Origin of the sequence: Clostridium zeae (genome assembly GCF_017312485.1) — a bacterium.
Lineage (GTDB): Bacteria > Bacillota > Clostridia > Clostridiales > Clostridiaceae > Clostridium_AR > Clostridium_AR zeae.
Window position 1 is genome coordinate 15,677 of the sequence record NZ_BMBA01000010.1, and the last position, 19,236, is coordinate 34,912.

Annotated in this window: 21 protein-coding genes; 2 read left to right on the forward strand and 19 right to left on the reverse strand. The window is 29.3% G+C overall.

Going from position 1 to position 19,236, the window contains the following annotated elements:
- Positions 1 to 246 precede the first annotated feature (246 nt).
- The 16 genes from J3477_RS23675 to J3477_RS23750 all read right to left on the reverse strand — a co-directional run bounded on the left by J3477_RS23675 (position 247) and on the right by J3477_RS23750 (position 14,557).
- On the reverse strand, positions 247 to 432 hold the full coding sequence (locus tag J3477_RS23675; protein WP_206872711.1) for a hypothetical protein: 186 nt from the start codon (positions 430 to 432) through the stop codon (positions 247 to 249).
- Positions 433 to 512: 80 nt separating this feature from the next.
- A complete protein-coding gene (locus J3477_RS23680; protein WP_206872712.1) occupies positions 513 to 1,382 on the reverse strand; it encodes a hypothetical protein in 870 nt (289 codons plus the stop codon).
- An 85-nt stretch (positions 1,383 to 1,467) separates the two neighbouring features.
- Positions 1,468 to 2,280, reverse strand: a complete 813-nt coding sequence (locus tag J3477_RS23685) for a CsxC family protein (protein ID WP_206872713.1) — start codon at positions 2,278 to 2,280, stop codon at positions 1,468 to 1,470.
- A gap of 284 nt (positions 2,281 to 2,564) precedes the next feature.
- Complete coding sequence (locus J3477_RS23690; protein WP_206872714.1) at positions 2,565 to 4,070, reverse strand: carboxypeptidase M32; 1,506 nt, start codon at positions 4,068 to 4,070, stop codon at positions 2,565 to 2,567.
- A 54-nt stretch (positions 4,071 to 4,124) separates the two neighbouring features.
- A complete protein-coding gene (locus J3477_RS23695) occupies positions 4,125 to 4,343 on the reverse strand; it encodes a hypothetical protein (protein WP_206872715.1) in 219 nt (72 codons plus the stop codon).
- A 262-nt stretch (positions 4,344 to 4,605) separates the two neighbouring features.
- A complete protein-coding gene (locus J3477_RS23700; RefSeq protein WP_206872716.1) occupies positions 4,606 to 5,832 on the reverse strand; it encodes a DUF2705 family protein in 1,227 nt (408 codons plus the stop codon).
- A 1-nt stretch (position 5,833) separates the two neighbouring features.
- The gene (locus J3477_RS23705; protein ID WP_206872717.1) at positions 5,834 to 6,745 is read right to left on the reverse strand and encodes an ABC transporter ATP-binding protein; all 912 of its coding nucleotides are present in this window, start codon (positions 6,743 to 6,745) and stop codon (positions 5,834 to 5,836) included.
- A 287-nt stretch (positions 6,746 to 7,032) separates the two neighbouring features.
- Complete coding sequence (locus J3477_RS23710) at positions 7,033 to 8,028, reverse strand: hypothetical protein (RefSeq protein ID WP_206872718.1); 996 nt, start codon at positions 8,026 to 8,028, stop codon at positions 7,033 to 7,035.
- A 448-nt stretch (positions 8,029 to 8,476) separates the two neighbouring features.
- Positions 8,477 to 8,734 (reverse strand): pro-sigmaK processing inhibitor BofA family protein, encoded by a 258-nt coding sequence (locus J3477_RS23715; protein WP_206872719.1) that lies wholly within the window; start codon positions 8,732 to 8,734, stop codon positions 8,477 to 8,479.
- Between the two features lie 61 nt (positions 8,735 to 8,795).
- Positions 8,796 to 9,062, reverse strand: coding sequence for a DUF2508 family protein (locus J3477_RS23720; RefSeq protein ID WP_206872720.1), 267 nt, complete (start codon positions 9,060 to 9,062; stop codon positions 8,796 to 8,798).
- 213 nt (positions 9,063 to 9,275) lie between these two features.
- Complete coding sequence (locus J3477_RS23725; protein WP_206872721.1) at positions 9,276 to 9,833, reverse strand: DUF1003 domain-containing protein; 558 nt, start codon at positions 9,831 to 9,833, stop codon at positions 9,276 to 9,278.
- Positions 9,834 to 10,187: 354 nt separating this feature from the next.
- Positions 10,188 to 10,784 carry a recombination mediator RecR gene (gene recR, locus J3477_RS23730; RefSeq protein ID WP_183279661.1) on the reverse strand — a complete coding sequence of 199 codons (597 nt, stop codon included), beginning with the start codon at positions 10,782 to 10,784 and terminating at the stop codon, positions 10,188 to 10,190.
- 92 nt (positions 10,785 to 10,876) lie between these two features.
- Positions 10,877 to 11,221: a YbaB/EbfC family nucleoid-associated protein gene (locus tag J3477_RS23735; RefSeq protein WP_206872722.1), complete on the reverse strand. Its 345-nt coding sequence runs from the start codon at positions 11,219 to 11,221 to the stop codon at positions 10,877 to 10,879.
- A 164-nt stretch (positions 11,222 to 11,385) separates the two neighbouring features.
- Positions 11,386 to 13,029 (reverse strand): DNA polymerase III subunit gamma/tau, encoded by a 1,644-nt coding sequence (dnaX, locus tag J3477_RS23740; RefSeq protein ID WP_206872723.1) that lies wholly within the window; start codon positions 13,027 to 13,029, stop codon positions 11,386 to 11,388.
- Positions 13,030 to 13,325: 296 nt separating this feature from the next.
- Entirely contained in the window at positions 13,326 to 13,577 is a 252-nt protein-coding gene (locus J3477_RS23745) for a zinc ribbon domain-containing protein (protein ID WP_206872724.1), read from the reverse strand.
- A 68-nt stretch (positions 13,578 to 13,645) separates the two neighbouring features.
- Complete coding sequence (locus J3477_RS23750) at positions 13,646 to 14,557, reverse strand: helix-turn-helix transcriptional regulator (RefSeq protein ID WP_206872725.1); 912 nt, start codon at positions 14,555 to 14,557, stop codon at positions 13,646 to 13,648.
- A 365-nt stretch (positions 14,558 to 14,922) separates the two neighbouring features.
- Here J3477_RS23750 and J3477_RS23755 point away from each other — a divergent pair, with 365 nt between their 5' ends.
- Positions 14,923 to 15,714 carry a thymidylate synthase gene (locus J3477_RS23755; protein WP_206872726.1) on the forward strand — a complete coding sequence of 264 codons (792 nt, stop codon included), beginning with the start codon at positions 14,923 to 14,925 and terminating at the stop codon, positions 15,712 to 15,714.
- Positions 15,714 to 16,208: a dihydrofolate reductase gene (locus J3477_RS23760; RefSeq protein WP_206872727.1), complete on the forward strand. Its 495-nt coding sequence runs from the start codon at positions 15,714 to 15,716 to the stop codon at positions 16,206 to 16,208. Before J3477_RS23755 ends, J3477_RS23760 begins: the two co-directional genes overlap by 1 nt.
- Positions 16,209 to 16,303: 95 nt before the next feature.
- Here J3477_RS23760 and J3477_RS23765 read toward each other — a convergent pair whose 3' ends face one another.
- The 3 genes from J3477_RS23765 to J3477_RS23775 form a co-directional block, all read right to left on the reverse strand.
- Positions 16,304 to 16,954, reverse strand: coding sequence for a superoxide dismutase (locus J3477_RS23765; protein WP_371876617.1), 651 nt, complete (start codon positions 16,952 to 16,954; stop codon positions 16,304 to 16,306).
- Between the two features lie 175 nt (positions 16,955 to 17,129).
- Positions 17,130 to 18,413, reverse strand: coding sequence for a helix-turn-helix domain-containing protein (locus J3477_RS23770; RefSeq protein WP_206872728.1), 1,284 nt, complete (start codon positions 18,411 to 18,413; stop codon positions 17,130 to 17,132).
- A 39-nt stretch (positions 18,414 to 18,452) separates the two neighbouring features.
- Positions 18,453 to 19,076 (reverse strand): DedA family protein, encoded by a 624-nt coding sequence (locus J3477_RS23775; RefSeq protein WP_206872729.1) that lies wholly within the window; start codon positions 19,074 to 19,076, stop codon positions 18,453 to 18,455.
- Between the last annotated feature and the right edge of the window lie 160 nt (positions 19,077 to 19,236).

Sequence of the window (19,236 nt, forward strand, 5' to 3'; positions counted from 1 at the left end):
AATGTCTACAAATTTAAATATTTTTATCATTTGTTAAAAATCCACTTATAAAGATGAACCACTTAACCAATTAATCATATATTAAATTTAGGCTATGTTTGAACACTGTGTTGAAATTAAGACATCACTCCTCCGATACTCTAATTTTAATAATAGTATTAAACATGGCCTAAAAAATTTGCTAAAGAATAAATAAAAACTCCTGTTATAGAAACAGAAGTTTTAAGTAGTTAAAACATATACATATTAATTATTTTGTGCTATTTGTTTAAGTTTCTCAAATGAAGCTTTATCACATGAACCTCCAACATAATGGGAACAGTTGTCGCAGCTTACAGCTGATAATCTCATGCTCATCATTAATATATCATCCTTAGCTGTATACTCCTTACAGTTTGATCCTATAATACCTTTTAACTCATTATATTCCATATTTATTACTCCTAAACAATAATATTTCTATTATTTGTTTAAGACTGTTATTATATTCAACTTACTGCAATGGTATTTATTTAAATGTCTGCATATCTCTTACCTAAAAGTGTGATCTCTGAATCTATGTTACCTATAACCGCAAGTGACTTATAATATTCTTCTTCCAAATCAAAGATAGCTACAGGTTCTTCTAATATAGTTCTTACGCTAAACTCATTGCTCACTAAATCAATCTTTATAGGCATATTCACACTGTCTATATCTCGTACAAATCTCTGCTCTATATGAGTATTAATTGTTCCATTAAAGTCAAAATAAAAAACTAAATCTTTTGTATTACAAAAAAGAACATCCTTGCTTATATAATCAACACATAGCACTTTTGCTTGTATTCTGATCACACCTTCATAAAACAACTTTACCTTAGCTTGTTCTTCGATCTTATTAAGCAACAAAAGATTCCCAGATATTTTTTTTACATTACAGTTTATACTTTCTACTTTATAAATCTTATCATTTTTTAGATTCACGACTTTATTTATCGAGATAGGTATCTTTAGTATCGCTATTAATACATCAATATCAGCTACTTTAAATACTTTTTTATTATTACCGTTAATTGATTTATCATTTTCAACAGCATTAGATTTGTATAATTTATATATATTATTTTCAATTGTTTTTGTCTTAAGAACTTCACTACTTATTTGAGGCTTTTTAATGTTTCTAAAATTATTATAGCTATAACTTTTATATAAATTACTATTTCTCTTATTAAATAGTCCACCTTCTGTTGAATTAATAAACTTCTTATGTAAATATGCTGTTCTTTCATCATTATGTATTTCATCAAAATTCTCTAGCCCATCCTCTTCGTTATAATAATGCACTAATAAGAAGGATGAAAATATTTTTAATAATAGATCCTCATTTATAGATTCACTCATAAGAACATATCCCAAAAATTGTTATATATTATTATAAGCTAAGAGTGCAAAACTGATACAGTTTTGCACTCAAAGCATTAAGTTATTAGCATTCTACTAATACATATTGTTCTTGAAGAACTTTTATATCTAAGAAAAGTACCATTTTTTCAACTATCTTCGAATATAATTTACCATCATATTCAGGAGTGCAGTTACATCTTTCTTCATGTTCAGGCACTGGCTTCTTGTCATCTTTATGACAGTCCCAACCATCATATTCGCTTAATGGAGATGGATCTTTGTACATATCTAATTCTATGATCTTGAATCCATCAAGTTTTATGAAAGGTCTGCTATTATATACTGTTGCTTCTTTAAAATCTGCTTCGCAATAAGCTTTTCCTTTTACTGCATCACAAGAGCAATCACAGCTATCGTGTTCAGATGCATCACAATAAAGCTCAGATTCAGTTAAACCTGTTCTATCTTTATTTATTGGCTTTAATAAAAAGTCGATATCAGTTATAACATGGAAAGGAACCTTTACAGTATGATGTCTTATATCACCATTTATTACACCTTTATCTTTGCTTACGCAATCTGCAGTAGCATACTCTATATTTTTTTCAATATAACCTTGTAAGAATAGCTTTCCGCATTTGTCGTTTAAGCTTACTACTCTAGCTTGAGTTACAAATAAGTGCTTTTTTGTTCTCTTAATTTCATAGTATTTTTCAGCATAAGGTAGGTTTATACAAGATTCAATACCTATTTCTACTTCTTTTGCAGCTATAACTACAGGAAGTCTGCTAAAGAATGGTGGTTTTATTCCTTTTACACAACTATTAGAACCATGTGCTTGAACCAAAGTTTCTGACTTTGCACATCCACAATTATTTTTATTATTCTCTGCCATATTAATACCTCCATTTGAGTATGAACTTAATATATAATACTAATCTTGTCGAAAATATGTGACTGTATTTTAAATTTTTTCTGCTTTTATTTGCCTCTAATTCTATTATTTTGTAAATACAGTAAAATTAATGTAATTTGCTGATTCGTATTCATATATATGTATGGTATTAATATACATATTTCAATTAGAACTCTCATATTAATCCACTAATTGTGCACTTTCATAAAATAAAAAGGTAACTCACTTATTACAATGAGTTACCTTATACCAGCTACAATTATCTATTTTAAATTATAAACTTCTTTATATTTATCATTTAGATATTCTATAAAGTACTTTGCATTTAATTCCTCACCAGAAATTAATTTAATAAGATCAGCAGGTTTATACACTGCTCCATGCTTATGAACATTTTCCTTAAGCCATTGATGTATTGTATTTAAATTTCCATTTTCAACCTCATCAAAAATTGCTGGACTATCACTAAGCATTTTTTTAAGCATTTGAGCTCCATAGAGATTTCCTAACGCGTAACTAGGAAAATATCCAAAGGAGCCGTCAGACCAGTGCATATCTTGAAGTATTCCTTCTGCATCATTTGATGGTTCAACCCCTAGATATTCCTTATATTTTTCATTCCAAATCTTAGGTAAATCCTCCAAGTTAACTTCACCATTGAATATTAATTTTTCTATTTCATATCTTATAATCACATGTAGACTATAAGTTAATTCATCTGCCTCTGTCCTTATAAGTGAAGGTTCAACTATATTGATAGCTTTATAAAACTCTTCGAAGCTTACGTCCTTTAACTGATTAAATCTCCTCTTTGCTTCTGGAAAGAAATACTTCCAAAATGGTTTGCTTCTTCCTAAAATATTCTCATAAAATCTTGATTGAGATTCATGTATTCCCATGGATACACCAGTTCCTAGCCCTGTTCCCATTAATTCATCAGGAATATCTTGTTCATATAAAGCATGCCCACCTTCATGGATACTACTAAATAATGCACTTCTAAATTCATTTTCGTGATAATTTGTAGTTATTCTTACATCTTTATTTCCAAAATTAATAGTAAAAGGATGAACACTTTCATCTAGTCTTCCTGCATCAAAATCATATCCCATTTTCTTTAAAACAAATAAACCAAACTCTTCTTGCTCCTCTTTAGTAAATTTATTTTTAAAGAATGAATCATCTATGTTTGTTCCGCTATTCTTTATTCTATTCAATAAGTCTACTATGGCATCTCTTAGTTCTCCAAATACTTCATCAAGCTTCTCTACGGTAATACCTCTTTCATACTTATCTAGTAAGCTATCATATTTAGTTCCTGTATATCCAGTATACTCTAGGAACTCCTTTTGAAACTCAATAACTTTTCCTAAGTATGGTTTAAATATGCTAAAATCATTCTTTTCTTTGGCTTCTTCCCACGCAGCTTCTGACTTAGAGCATAGTATAACATACTCTTTGTATTTGTTTTCTGGTATCTTTTTTATTTCATCATATTGTCTCTTAAGTTCTTCTATCATAGCTCTATCTATAACGTTTAGCTCATTTAGATGTGGTTCAAAGAATTCAATAAACCCTTTGACTTTCTCTGATGTAGTAAACTTATAACCTTCACTAGAAAGATATCCTACAACTTCAGCTCTTTGCTCTACAGCTTTTTTAGGCATACCAACTCTCATATCCCAGTATACTAAACCAGTTGCTTGTTCCAGAAGTTCCTTTGTTTTAATATACTCCCTTACCTCTTTAAGCCTCTCATTTAAATTCACAATACGCGCCCCCTTTAAATTTATATATATTTATATATATTTATGTAACAAACCTTAGTCTTCATACATTTTTCTTGGATCTTCTGCTCTAATCTCACTTACTTCCTCATCAAAAGTCAATATGGATTCAGTCTCTCTGCAGTATTTAACACAAATACATTGTCCTAAATTTCTTGGGCATTCTCTACACAAACAGTTTTTATCTTCACCATCACAATTACTATTCTTAAAATCTGGACAATAACTGCAATTAAATTTTGTTCCTATGGGCATAATAAACCTCCATACTAATTTTATATAACACATTATACCACTTTAATATTTAATAGTCATACGTATATAAAAAACTTCTAAAGCCATTGGAACATCCAGGCTTGGCTAGCTTTAAAATGTTATATTTTTCTATACAGTAAAAAAGCTTCTCCAATGTTTAATGGAGAAGCTCAATTATATGATCATTTCAATACAATTTTATTTATTACGCTTACAAACTTACACTTATTTTATATTTGTACCGCTTCATAGCAACATTTAATTAAATTAATATATCCCTCTTAGTAAACACAAAGTGAGAAATAACATAAAACACTATTGATGATACAACCATAACGGCAATTGCCCAGGTAATATTTAAATTAGGATTGTTATATTGCATTGCAAGAGAACCATTTAAAACACTACTAGTGTCACCATAAGTTAAAAATAAAAAGTGAGCTATTTTCTTAATAGGATTAAGTACTTGCGTAAGTATTGGTATAAGTATGGTCAATATAGCACTTATAGCCATAGATATCATACTGCTTTTTACTATAGAAGATATAAAGAATATAAAGCTGCAACACACTAATATAAAAAGCACTTGTAAGACAATGGTCCTTAACGTGAAATTCCAAAGAGGTATAGTTGAACCAGTACCTGAAACTTGTATAAGAGGATGCACCCCATCTTGAAGCTTACTCATATCAAACTGATATCTTGTGCCTATTACAGTAGGAACAGATGCATATCCAAACCCTTTAAATAATCCAATTAGAATAAATGCTATAGCTTCAATTGATAGAATCAGTGCTGACGTACTAATAACAACAGCCAAAAACTTTGATAATAATACTTTTCCTCTTGAAACTGGTTGAATTAATAGAAACTTTAATGTAGGTGGAGTACATTCTCCTGAAACTATATCACTCATAAACACAGCAATTCCAACCCCCAAGAATAAGGTTCCTAAGATTTGAAGTGCTTTCTGTAAGTAGGAAAATCCAGTAATTGTCCAGGAATCTATTGGTTTGAGATTATTATCCTTATAATAATTTAATTCAGTTATCCTACTATCAATGCCTGTTTTGTACCTATCAGGAATAGTTGCATCATTTTTCTGCTTATTCAAACCTTCAATTTCACTATCTATTTGAGCCTTCCAATCATCCGCTATTTTTCCGGATTTTATCTGTTCTTGAAGCTTATCAGTATTTTTCTGAAGCTCGTCTCTTTGCTCTTTTCTTTGTTTAATTGTAAATTCTAAAGATTCATCCTTATTTTTATTTGATTCCATCTCTTTTATATCTTGATCCATAGATGTCAACTGTTGTTGATACTGTTCAAGTCTTCCTTGAGGAGAATTCATTTTAACCATTCTTCTTTCTTCAACATAAAAGCCAACATAAAGTAAAGCTATAAGTGCTATAAATAGAAGTGAAACAACATATGTTTTCGGTCTTTTAAAGGTCTTTCTCAGTTCATTTTTAGTTAAAGTAAATAACATCTTATCTTACTCCTCCTTCAACAAGTTCCATATATCTTTGTTCAAGACCTTTATGCCGCTTGTATATTTCTAATATTCCTACATTGTTTTTTACAAGTTCCTCTACAAGCTTTGGAGTATATCCACTCTTTATAGAAACTATCATCTGTCCATCAGATAAATTTGCATTGTGAACAAAATCAAAAAATCTTATTACTTCTAAAGCCTTATCATCTTCTGTTGTAGAAACTATCATTGTCTCTTTCTCTGTAGGCATTCCTTGTTCATTTACACTTTCTACAGATTTAATTTCTCCCCCATTAATAAATGCAACTCTATCGCATAAATGCTGAACTTCACTAAGTATATGAGATGATACGAAAACTGACATACCTCTTTCCTTTGCAGCTTTCTTTACAATCTCCCTAAAGTCTAAAATTCCTGATGGATCAAGGCCATTGGTTGGCTCATCTAATATCATAAGCTTTGGATTTCCTAAAAGAGCAGCCCCAAGTCCTAATCTTTGTTTCATACCTAAGGAATATTTTTTAACTTTGTCATCTATTCTGTCATGAAGACCTATTAGTTCTATTATTTCATCAACATCAGCCTTTGATAGCCCTCTTATTCTAGCTATCTGCATTAAATTCTCTCTGCCAGAAAGATACCCATAAAGTTCTGGGTTTTCTACTACTGCACCCAAATTAGCCAATGCATTTTCTCTATCCTTTTGTATATCATGTCCTGCTATCCTTATACTTCCTTCATCAGGTTTTATAAGTCCAACAAGCATTCTTATAGTTGTAGTTTTTCCCGCTCCATTTGGCCCTAAAAATCCAAATATCTCTCCTTCTTCAACATCAAGAGAAATACCTTTTATTATTTGTCTCTTCCCTAATCTTTTTTTTACAGCTCTTACTTCTAATACATTCATAGTACAGCCTCCTTTTAACCTCTTAATAATACCAAAAGTTTCTAACAATAAAATTAATATTATCTTAAGTTTTTCTTAATTTACATATATCTAAATTCAGCCCTTAAGCTGTATTCAAGATTATTGTTAAAATTAAATTATTATACAGGAGATTCTATATGGTAAAGCTAAACCTATAAAATTAAAACTATTTAAAACTTTATGCTTCCTAAAGAGTAAAAAAATAAGAAATCAATAAAATTGTCCTACAATCTTATCAATTTCTCATTAAAATATAGTTTAAAGGTTTATACTGTAATCTCTTCATTTTCCTCTACTGTAATTGCTGCTTTTTTACTTATTATTTTATATACAATATACTCCAATATTATAAATATCGGTGTAGATACCATAAAAGCTATATTAAATATATACTTACCCTTTTCAATAGAAGTATCCTTTTGAAAAAGAGCTAATACTGCTGATACGGAAAATGCTATAAGATAGCAAACTATAGTTCCAAAAATTACATACCAAAATACTCTAGCACCTTCATAATAGTATAAATCTTTGCTACCCTTTATACTTATGTTTTTATATGCTATATAGGACAAAATAGTGAATACAGCTGTAAAAACTAAAGTAACTACTATATAAAGAACTTGAGCTCCCATATCTAAATTCTCAATCCTATAACCATATACATAACTATAAATTAATTTGTCTATAGTGCTATAATTTATAAAGTTTAAAAACCCTGTAAGCCAGCTTAACTTCTCACTTACAAACATGCTAGTTATACCAAAAACAACTATTACTGTTTCAATAAAAAAAAGTGGACTTAACATAGCCAATACTTTCTCTTCAAAAAACATATTTGTAAGTAATATTACACTATTAATCAATAGTAACATTGAAAAGTATATGAAGAAAAACATGACAACTTGTCCTAATGTTAACTTTCCATATAACGAAAACATTCTACTTCCAGCAACAAACAATATTAATTTTACTAAAACCAAAGTAAATATGGCTATAAAACTAGCTGTAGTAAAAAACACATTCTTTTCAAAATACTTTTGAGTTTTTTCTTCTCCTTCTTTAAAAGAAAAGTACTCTTTTTTGTCTTTAAGATAAACCGCTATTAATATTCCACAAATCAAATACATAATAATTGATTTTAATATACCCAGTGATAAAAAGCTATTTATTAGCTCTTCACCAGTGAGCCAATCCACAGGTTCTGGAGGTTTTCTAACATAAGATATCATCTGATGTGTATTAGTTAAAAAGAATAAGCTCAAAAATATAATACCTGCTACTACACTTATTCCTTTCCATTCTTCCTTAAATAACTTCTTTATACTAACCGTTATAACTCCCTCCTTAAAATTATTCTTTTATTTATATTCCACACTATTATGATTTTAAAACCTTTACTGTGAAAACTTTTAGCAATGACTAAAAAACTTTTTAAATATATTTTTTTAATCTGTAACACTTTTATAGTTAGCACATATAATAATCCTATAAAGAAGATTCTTCAGATTCTATATATAACATTTTATGAATCTGAGTAAGTTTTAATACATCCCTATAATTATTATATTGAAATTACCGCTCCCATCTATTAATAAAAAATCGCTAATGTGCTTTCATTGGCGGTTTTTTTGCGTATATTCCATTTTGAAAGTTTTATAAATTACTATATGGTAAAAAAAACAGGTGTATTTAATATCACCTGTTTTTCATTTAAAGAAATAACTTAAATACTATCAAAAATATAACTCCTGGTATTCCAAAAAAACCTGCAATCAATGCAGTTATGACATTTATACCTATGGTGAAATGAAAAAATTGTTGTCCAACGTAGTTAGTTATTAGAAGCAAAATAACTCCTAATACTCCATTTATCAGTAGCTTCATCAGTATTTTTAATGGCCATGAAAAAAACTTAACTAAAATAACCAATAAAATTAAACCTACAGCACCAAATATTAATGCATCCATGCTCCCAACCCCTTAATCTATATACATAATCTTAAATTAGTACGAATTCTTATAAGCATACTTATTTACATACTCTTAAATTTAATGTTGTATCTGCCTTTATGCCAAACCTTTTAGCTTCACTTATAAGAAATTCATATCGTGTTCTAGCTGCTTGTTCAGAGAATATAGCTACTTCTATAAGCTTAGGGTCATTGACATAATTAAATACTTCCCAAGCCCATTCCAATTCTAATCTAGCATCTTCAATCTGACGTAATAAATCATTTTTTTCCTTTGAAGAGTCAACCTTACTTTTAACATACTCTAATATAAAATTTTTATTCATATACTCCTCCAAATATGCTTGTATTTTATCTAAATTATTTACATATTATGGATGGTATATTCATGTATTTATTCGTTTACTGAAACTTTTATTAGAATATTTCTATTTACCTTTATATTCTCTTAAACCTATTTGAGATTATTATAGTTTTAGCATAATAATGTTATTCCATATTTTACAACTTTACATAAATTTACACAACTTAATTTTATCTTAAGATTCATTTTTTAATACTTCTATTGCCTTTAATAGCATTTCTATATTTTTAGCATTCTCCGCTTGTTGCCTCATTAACATATCCATCTTATAGTGCAAATCTTCTACTATAATTTCAGATTTTAAATTAATAAGATAATCGTTAGCAGCCGTTAGTCTATCTTTTTCTGATTGACGATTTTGTGACATCATTATTATAGGCGCTTGTATTGCGGCAAGACATGATAACACAAGATTTAAAAATACAAATGGATATGGATCAAATGCTTTATTACTTAGAATAACTACATTTCCTATAATCCAAATTAATATAACCACGCCAAAACTTATTATAAATGTCCAGCTACCACCAAATGCTGCTACCTTATCTGCAACTATTTGACCTAATGTTGAATTTTCATCATTTGCTTCATTTATATTTTTTGATATTTTTCCACTAATAAGTTCATGTAGCAATTCTTCATTAATATTACTTCCCTTTAAATCCTTATCATTTTCTAATATTTGTCTTACCAAATCTTCTTTACTATAATATAATTTATTCTTATCATTCATAATTTATCTCTCCTTCTCAATTTTTCTACTTTATTTTATATATTTTTATAGCTTCTCTTATCCCTTTATTCTCATTAATTATCATTCACTTTAAGCATATCTGAAATACTACTCTTCACTTTAACATATTTGTATTTTTATTAATTTTCATCATTAAAACAGTTTAAATCCAGATAAATAATTACGTATTCAAATTAAAGCTAAATCTTATATCTGTAAATTTATATTGTTATACAGTAAAAAATCATGGTTCAAACTTTAGATAACCTTGAGAGCCATGATTTTTAATAAAACTTTATTTTCTTTATAATATTTATTGGTAAAAAATATTTCGTTTCAAGAATATAACGTAGATTATATTTCTTTTCTTCCTTCCAACGCCTTTGAAAGAGTAACTTCATCAGCATACTCTAGATCGCCACCTACTGGAATGCCTGCTGCTATTCTTGTAACTTTAATATCTAGAGGCTTTAATATTTTAGAAATATACATTGCTGTCGCTTCTCCCTCTATAGTAGGATTAGTGGCAACTATTACTTCTTTTATGTCTCCGGTCATTCTAGATACTAATTCTCTTATTCTTATATCCTGAGGACCTCTTCCTTGCATTGGTGATATATTACCATGAAGTACATGGTATACTCCATTAAATTCTTTGACTTTTTCCATAGTCATAATATCTTTAGGTTGTTCTACAACACAAATCATATTTTTTTCTCTATTTGGGTTAGAGCATATAGCACAAGGATCCTTGTCTGTATAATTTCCACAGACAGAGCAGTATTTTATAGTTCCTCTGGCCTTCACAAGTGCCTTTGCAAATTCTTCTACCTCATCTTTAGGTAAGTTAAGTATATGTAATGTTAATCTTTGCGCAGTTTTATGTCCTATACTTGGTAATTTTGCAAATTCTTCAATGAGTTTCTCTATGGCAACTGGGTAAAAATCCATTTTCTTTCCTCCTCTAATATTTTAGGCATACAGGGGACCGTATCCCTTGTATGCCTAAATAAGCTTTATTATATCTTTCGTAAACTTATCTACTAAAATAATCCTGGCATATTTAATCCACCAGTTAGTTTACCCATTTTGTTAGCAGTTTCATCTTCTGCCTTTCTTAAAGCTTCATTTACTGCTGATAATACTAAATCTTCAAGCATTTCAACATCATCTGGATCAACAACTTCTGGTTTTATATTTATGCTCTTTACTTCTTTCTTTCCGTTAACTTTTACAACAACTGCTCCGCCGCCTACTGAAGCTTCGAATTCTTTGTTTTCAAGGTCTTTTTGCATATCTTCCATATCTTTTTGAAGCTTTTGTGCTTGCTTCATAAGATTATTCATATTTCCTCCGCCGAAGCCTCCTGGAAATCCACCTTTTGCCATTTGATATTCCTCCTTACATTTAGTCTGTATATATTATATAGTATTTTTTTAATCAATACTATATCCTCATAGTTAATATTATGTGTAAAATCACTAATTGTTTATAGGTATATAAATTAATTTTTATTTATAATTTTCTGCATACTCAGATATTATCAATTATATTATTCATCTAATATCTCTAGAATACCTTCTCCTAATATATCTACCAATATCTCCTCTGTATCTTTAGTGTCTTCTTCACCTTTGTTAACCTTATATTTAACCTTTACTTTATCCTTTAATATCTCAGAGAATACTTCATCAACAGTACTGCTTACTTCCATCTTTTCTAATCTAACCTTATTAAATGAATACTGTTCTTCATATTCTATAGTTATAATACCATTACTTACATCAACTGGTTTTCCTGTTAGTAATGACGCATACATTACCATAGCTCTTCTTGATTTAAAACCTTCCATAATATCCTTCCATGCTCGCTTTACATCATCTATTGTAACTGATGAATGTTCATTATGGTTAGAAGAACCTTCACTATGATGTACTTCTTGTTGCACTTTAGACGGACTTAATTTGCTTTTTTCTGAGGAAGCTCCTTGGCTCTTTTCATTATTTGCTACACTACTAGAAGCAGGTGCTGCAACTCTTATCTTTCCACTCTTTATAACTTCTTCAAGCTTATTTATTCTTGATAACAAGACTTCTTTTGAAGTATCATATTCTATTTTACATAATTTAATTGAAGCTAACTCCAAGTATATTCTAGCCTGCTTACTTTGTTTCGAGCTATCTTCAGCTTCTTGAAGTATCCTTATTGCCCTCATTACCTCTTCTACTCTCATCCTTGAAGCCTGCTGCTTAAGGAAACTAATATTCTCCACAGACATATCCAATACTTCTTCTGGTGTGTTTGTTACTTTTACCATAAGCAGATTTCTATAATGAGCTATTAAATCTTTTATAAATAAGTGTACATCTTTACCAGAGAAAACTATCTCCTCTATTATATTCATAGTTTTTTCAATATTTCGCTCAACTATAGCATCAGTTATATTAAATAAGTATTCATTAGTTACAAGCCCTAACATTGATACAAGACCTTCATATCTAATTTTGCCATTTCCCATTGAAATAGCCTGATCTAATATACTAAGTGAATCTCTAAGTGCTCCATCTGAAACTCTTGATATTAAATCTAAACTCTTATCATCAGCATAAACTCCTTGGTCCTTTACTATTCTTCTTAAATGCCCTGCTATATCATCTTTACCTATTCTTTTAAAGTCAAATCTTTGACATCTTGATAAAATAGTTATAGGTAATTTCTGAGGGTCTGTAGTAGCCAAAATAAATATAACATTTTTAGGAGGTTCCTCAAGCGTTTTAAGAAATGCATTTACTGCACCTTGAGAAAGCATATGAACCTCATCCATTATATAAACTTTGAATCTAGCCTCCTGCGGAGGATACTGAACATCATCTATTATATCTCTGATTTTATCTACACCATTATTGGACGCTGCATCTAATTCTGTTATATCTATAGCAAGACCATTATTGATCTTATTACACATCTCACATTTATTACAAGGTTCGCCATCATGTAAATCTAAGCAATTTAAAGCCTTAGCAAACACCTTTGCACTAGAGGTCTTTCCAGTACCTCTAGTTCCACAAAATAGGTATGCATGTGCTATTCTATTATTTATTATTTGATTTCTTAAAGTTGTTGTTATATGTTCCTGACCTACAACATCTTCAAATTTCTTAGGTCTCCATTCTCTATATAAAGCTGTATATGCCAAGGTTAACCACCTCACTATCATTCCTAAATCCTACTTAATATTATACATCAATGATAGAAATTAAACCAACCATTGTTTATTTGCTATTTAATAATATATAAATTATGCTTTTAAAAATTTTTAACGCTTAATCACTATGAAAATAATCTCAATCAGCAAAAGAAAAAGAAGCTGATCTTTATCTATCAACTTCTTTAATGTACATATTATTAAATACATGCTGTATATAGGCATTATTAAGGTCCCAAATTAATGCCACCTTAATTTCAGCACAGTACTCAAATGTTGTCATATACCTATTTCCATCTCTTTAATGCAGGTAATGCTTCCTTCATTATATTCCTAGCTTTAGTTTCTTCCATTCCTTCTTGTTTCATAAATCCAACACAAATATCTTCCATCTCATTTATGGTTATATCCTGTTTAAACTTACCATTCTCATAGCAATATACACAATAATCTTTATTTTTACTCCCATCTTCATTAGTAGCTAATAATTTTTCATCCTCTAGTGGCATAGCACAGCTTTGACAAATATTCATTTCCATAATTTAAATACCTCCTAAAAACTTATATTTAAATTATATAGATATTAATAAGACATATGTTTGTCGTATTACTTATACTTATTTAAAATATTTTTCACTCTCTCTACAATTATTTCTTTAACATGACTTGGCTCTAGTATTTCAACCTTATCTCCAAAGCTTAATAGCATACTATAAACCCACTCATCTTCTGGATAGCTAACCTCAACCAGTATATCTCCATCTTCTTGAAAACTCATTTCTTCCATCTCAAAATAATCATCCAATCTATTCATACATGAAGGATGAAATTTTAGTCTCAAGTGAATATAATTACTTCCCTTCTCAGTAAGCAGATTATGATTTTCAATATTCTTCGGTATAAAGGTATTTTCAGTTTTTTTCAGCTCGCCTATTCTCGTAAGCTTAAATAGCCTAAACTCTTCCCTCAACTTACAAAATCCATAAACATACCATGTATTAACTTTTAGTATCAGGGTATGAGGTTCAATCTCTCTATCTGTACCTTTTCCATTTAGATCTACATAGTAAAATTTTATGGTACAGCTCATATCTATTGCATCTCTTATTATTGATACCTTGCTTTTAATTCTTTTTGAATTTCCCCAATGAGAAAAATCCATTATAAAATTCTTATCTATATTAACATTGTCATTAGCCTTAACTGCTTTTAATTTTTCAGCCATACCTTTCACCACAGGATCATCATATACACCCTCTAAACCCTTAAGCAATTTCAATAGTAAGTCATATTCTTTTTCAGTTACAAAATTATTATCTATCTTATAACCTTCTAGTATTTCATAGCCGCCTTCATACCCTTTATATGAAACTATAGGTATACCTGCTATATTTATTGCATCTATATCTCTTTGAACAGTCCTCACTGATACCTCAAAAAATTCTGCTAATTCCTTTGCTGTAACTCTCTTTTTATTTATAAGCATCATAATTATTGTAATTAATCTCTCAATCTTCAAATCTTTATCCCCTTTATTAATTTAGAAATTTAAATTTTATATATTTAGCAATAGGTATGTATACCGAAAGAGTTTAAATTAAAAACCTATACATTTTTCAATAGTTCCATATTATAGCATCATTTATGATTTTTAAAGCACCTGCTAAAAGAGTAAAATATATATAAAGATGAAACACTTTAATCATTAAACTCAAAATAAAGATTTCGATGGTTCTACAAATCTTTATTTTGATAAATTGAAATATGAAGTAGTTTATCTATAAGAAACTTGTATTTATACCTTTAAATATCCTATAAATATAATTATATAACTATACAACTTATATTTTAATATAAGTTATGTCTAAATCACAGGAGGAGAATATGAGCATTTATGATAAAAAGTATCTTTCCATTGTAGAAGATATCTTGGAAAATGGTTATTTTGATAACAATAGAACTGGTGTAAGAACATATAAACTTCCTCACCAAATAATGCAATTTGATTTACAAAAAGAATTTCCTATCCTAACAACAAAATTTGTAGCTTTCAAAACTGCAGTTAAAGAATTATTGTGGATATTCAAGGACGGTTCTAATGATGTAAGAAAGCTTCAGGACGAGAACGTTCATATATGGGATGAATGGATGATGGATGACGGAACCATAGGTACTTCATATGGTTGGATTGTAAAGAAATTTGACCAAATAGATAATCTTATTGAAACCTTAAAAACAAATCCTCAGGATAGAAGAATGATGATAAATTTATGGCAAATTCCGTACCTAAATGGAGGACCACTTCATCCATGCTGCTTTTTAACCATGTGGGATGTCACTGATGGAAAACTTAACTGTATGCTAGTGCAAAGAAGTGGAGATATGGGACTTGGAGTTCCTTTTAATTCTAGTCAATATGCTGTATTAGTACACCTTATTGCTCAAGCTACAAATCTAAAACCTGGTTTATTAACACATGTTATAAACAATGCTCACATATATGAAAATCACATTAATGGGTTAAAAGAGCAGCTTTTAAGAAAAGATTGTTCTTATGATGCACCTAGACTTTGGATAAATCCTGAAATTAATGACTTTCACGATTTTACAGCAGATGACATTAAATTAATAGATTATAAACATCATTCAAAAATAAATATGGAGGTGGCAATTTAATGCTTTCTATAATAGCAGCTATATCAGAAAATGGAGTAATAGGAAATAACAACGACCTAATCTGGCATCTTCCTGCTGATCTTAAAAGATTTAAAAAAATAACCTCTGGACATACAGTTATTTTGGGACGAAAAACCTTTCAATCACTTCCAGGTGTTCTTCCAAATAGATATCATGTTATTATAACAAAAGATAATAATTTCTTTGTTGACGACGAAAATGTAGAAGTGATTAATTCACTTGACGAAATTATTACTAGATTCTCTAACACTGAGGATGAAGTTTTCATAATTGGTGGAGGAGAAATATATTCACAGCTTCTTCCTTATACAAATAAACTTTATATAACTAGAGTAAAAAAACACTTCGATGGAGATACTTTTTTTCCAGATATAGATTACTCGGACTGGAATATTATAGAACAGGAAATCGGAGTTGAGGATGAACGAAATACAATACCTTACGAATTTATTTCTTTAATTAGAAAAATATAATAGGGTACCCTATACAGTAAAAAAGTAGCTGTATCAATATATGCTTATTTATATCGATACAGCTACTCTTATTTTACCAACAGATAGTTTAATCCTTAGCTTTGATTATATAATTCTTCAGCTTTATCCCAGTTAACTACATTCCACCAAGCATCTATGTAATCTGCCCTCTTATTCTGATACTTTAAATAATAAGCATGTTCCCATACATCTAAGGCTATAATTGGCTTAAGTCCTAAAGGTATAGGAGTATCTTGATTTGGAGTAGAAACTATAGATAATTTTCCATTATTATCTTTCAATAACCAAGCCCATCCTGAACCAAATCTATCCAATGAAGCTTGCTTAAATTGCTTTTTAAAGTTAATAAAGGAACCAAAATCTCTGTCTATTGCTTTCATTACATTTCCTTTTGGATTGCCGCCTTTACTAGGAGCCATTATATCCCAAAAAAATGTGTGGTTATAATGTCCCCCACCATTATTTTTTACACTTTCTCTAATATCACTTGGTAATGTATCAATAGAAGATAATAATTCTTCTAAAGATTTCCCATATAATTCTGGATGCTTATCTAGTGCTTTATTAAGATTATCTACATAAGCCTGATGATGCTTATCATGATGTATTCTCATTGTCTGCTCATCTATATATGGTTCAAGTGATTTATAATCATATTTTAATGGTGGTACCTCAAATTTTTTCATATTTTGTTCAAATGCACTAACATTAATAGAAAAAATCATTACAATTAATAAAGTTATAGATATAAATTTTCTCACAAAAACACCTCCTGTTTATGAGAATAGTATTCTCTTACAAGAGGTGTTTTATTATTCTAATTTATTATATTTTTACGCAACTGCCTTTCCAAGCATATGTGAAGAAAACTTGGCAGGCAATCACCTTTTATTTTAATGTTTAATGGTTTTCAATAGCATTACCTAACTGAGACAAGAGTTTTACAGCCTCTTCAGTATTACCTCTTCTTAATTCAACCTCAACTAATTTTGTTAATGCATACTTTCTACCATCATCAATACTATTTTTATCTAGTACACTTAAGAAGTTTAGAGAAGTATCCTTTATTTTTTCAATATCTTCTATAGATTCATATATATTAATCAAATCCTTATATGTCTCAAAGAGAATTGAATAATTACTATATTCTTCAGCCATATTCATAGCTAATTCCATTATCATCATGCTTTCATCTACAAGCCCTTGCTTAAAAAACACCTTACCTTTTATATTTAATACATAAGGAAGAGTGCCCTTATCTGTTCTATTTTTTATCTTTTGAGCTAGATTTATATATTTTATACTCTCCTGTAATTCATCACTCTCGTAATAATATTCACCTAGATTACTATACAACATAGCTAGCAAGTAGTGCTCTTCTTCTGAAAGTTCTTGTATTATTAAAAAGTAATCATCCACAGCTTCTTTTCTTTTACCTAGTTTATAGTATGAATTTGCTTTCAAAACTCTTGAATCTATCTTCACACTACGTTCAACATTATCATTAAACACAATATACTTGTCCAAAATCTCTATACTTTCATTATATTTCTGCATATCGAAATATGTGAGAGCAAGATTATAGCTAGTGTTAACAAAGCAGTCTACATCACCTAGCTCTTTAGCATAATGCATAGCTTGATTAAAATAAAATATAGCATCATCATATTCATTTCTTTTTAATTTACAAACACCCATTTGCTTATAGACATATGTTTGTAGCTCTTTTAACTTTAGCTCTTTAAGTTTTCCTAATGAATTTGAATAATTTATAAATGCCTTTGAATAATTCACTTCTTCTAAATATTTATCTGCATCTTTTTTATAGATTTCTGCAGTTATATCATCTAGATTAAATTCGGTGGATATAAGCAATAATTCTTCAAATTGCCCATGCCTATTATTATCTTTTATTAATTCGTTACTACAATAGACTCTAGCATCTTCATAGGGTTCTCTAGAAAAATAGTCATCATCTAATTTTAACTCTAACCCTACTTCTCTCCCCTTTTCATTAAACTTTTCAGCTAGTATCTTTGAACTCGATTTACTTACTCTTCTTTTACCGCTTTCCATCATACTTATGAACGCTCTAGTCATATTACTATCTTCTAGTTCAGATTGATTCATATGAAATCTCTTTCTCATAAGCCTTATCTTTGCACCAGGATCGTAGAAATTCAAATTAATCACCTCGTATATGTTAATAAATAATTATATTTACTATTCTTCTGTAACAGTTTTTCTTCTTCTATTTATAATCCAATAGCCAATTAAACCTATAACTGCAGCTACAACAATATAATCTGCAATATGTAACCATGAACGAATCTTAGTCCAATTTTCTCCCATAATATATCCAGCATAACCTAAAATTATGCTCCATATTAAGGATCCAACAAAAGTATAAAATACGAATTTCTTAAAATTCATTTTACTTATTCCTGCTGGCAGAGATATAAAAGTTCTTATTATAGGCAAGAGCCTCGAAAAAAACGCTATCTTTTCTCCATATTTATTAAAATAGTTATCACTCATTTCTAGATGAGATTTTGATAACCTTAGCTTTTCTGCATACTTTTCAACTAAAGGTCTTCCACCTTTAGCGCCAATATAATAAATAAATACTGATCCAAAAGTTCCACCTAAAGTTCCAATTATTATAACTAAGATAAGATTTAGCTTATTGCCAGTATAGGCACTTGAGGCTAGGTATCCTCCAAAAGGCAATATAGCTTCACTTGGTATAGGAATACATGCACTTTCTAATGCCATAAGTGAAAAAACTCCGAAGTATCCAAGCTTGCCCAAAACATATATAGCCCAATTTACTATGAATTCTATCATTTACTATCTCCTTATACTGAAATTTAACAAATATTCTAGAAATATTATGCCACAAACTTTGGCTTTAATCAAAGAATATGGGATGATTATGTGTAAAATTTATTATTAAATATCCCTATCTCCAATTATTTACCTATATATGAGATAAAATTCTTAAATT